This window comes from Candidatus Obscuribacterales bacterium, assembly GCA_036703605.1.
Classification (GTDB): Bacteria; Cyanobacteriota; Cyanobacteriia; order RECH01; family RECH01; genus RECH01.
On sequence record DATNRH010000042.1, the window covers coordinates 1 to 1,305 of the forward strand.

The window sequence follows — 1,305 nt, forward strand, 5'->3', positions numbered from 1 at the left end:
AGGGCTAGACCCACACCCAACGTAATGCCCAGCGTCAGCAATCCATAGCGACGGCGACTGTAGAAAAAACCGTCTGTGACATCCTGGTCTGGGCCTTTGCGACTCCACCACCACCAGCCATAGGCACTAGCCACCAAGTAATAGACCTGTTCTAAGGCATCGGAGTAGAGCTGAATTTGGTAGAACAGACTCATGTACAGCAGGACGCTAAGAATGCCTACCGGCCAAGTCAACATATGTTTTTGGGCAATCAGCCACACCGACCCTAGGTAAAGAATGGTTCCAATCAGTTCGATGTAGCTCATGGGATAGCCCAGGATGGTAAACGCGATAGTGTTGATGCTTAGAAAATCAGTCATTGGCAACCTGGAAATGCTCTAGAAGATTATGGTACTTCTCAAATTGAGCAAGTATCCGTTCCACATATCCTATCCGGGTCTGTAAGTCGCCTCGCACTCTAAAGAAGGGAATCTTACGCACCACTAGATCATTAATAATTTGCTTCTGAAAGACGGCTCTGTTGCCCTTTCCAGACCGATCCCACGTATCGTCGTAGGGAATATCGGTTTCACACAGAAACACTAGGTCATAGCGCGAGGCACAGCGATCCGCTAGCTCCACCAGATGGGATGTAGCGGTGCCATGGTAGTAGTGGGAGAAGCGGTAGGTGGTAAGAGCGTTGGTATCGGTGAAGAGGTAGCGATTCGCTTGAGTCAGTTGGATGTCTTCTCGCTCTAGATGACCCGTAGCAATGTCTTCAAGCTGCTCTAGGGATAGCCGCCGTTCCACCTGATGGGTTTCCCAATAGTCCCTGCCGTATTCTGGCATCCAGATCGTGCTGTAGTGGCGGGCTAGGGCTTCAGCGAGAGTCGTTTTACCCGTGGAGGGTGCCCCTAGAAAGACAACATGGGTGATTAGATCCCGATAGACCAGCGGATCTAGGAACTGGCGGTATTGGTAAGGGTTGGCGCGTACTTGGGTAGCTGAGATAGGGACAGCGGTACGGTTTGCCCAGGTTGATTGGGGTGTCCAGTCGACTAAACGGTTTACAGCTCCTAGCGCCTGACTCATGTGTTCTCCATAAAACTCTCTGGAGTAGAAGTGAGTCACGCTGAGGCCCTGAAGCTGTTCCAAAATATAGGTTTCGTGGGCTTGCTTGATTTCAGGGGTATCGCCGATCTCGGTTGGCCCATCCCAGGCTTCAATGACCCTAACCGTTGGGCATAGTTGACGAATCCAGTTAGCCCTGATGGAGAGCGGTACAGCCGTTGTTTCGGGGCAATCATAGACCATGACGATCACCTC

At 51.3% G+C, this 1,305-nt stretch carries 2 protein-coding genes; both read right to left on the bottom strand.

The genetic code is table 11. The annotated features are described in order from the left end of the window. Nucleotides 1-359 (bottom strand): nicotinamide riboside transporter PnuC (pnuC, locus tag V6D20_00990; protein ID HEY9814372.1); only part of this gene is annotated, 359 nt, incomplete at its 3' end. Further along, a partial coding sequence (locus V6D20_00995) for an AAA family ATPase (GenBank protein HEY9814373.1) occupies nucleotides 352-1,305 on the bottom strand: 954 nt, incomplete at its 5' end. The genes V6D20_00995 and pnuC, both read right to left, overlap by 8 nt.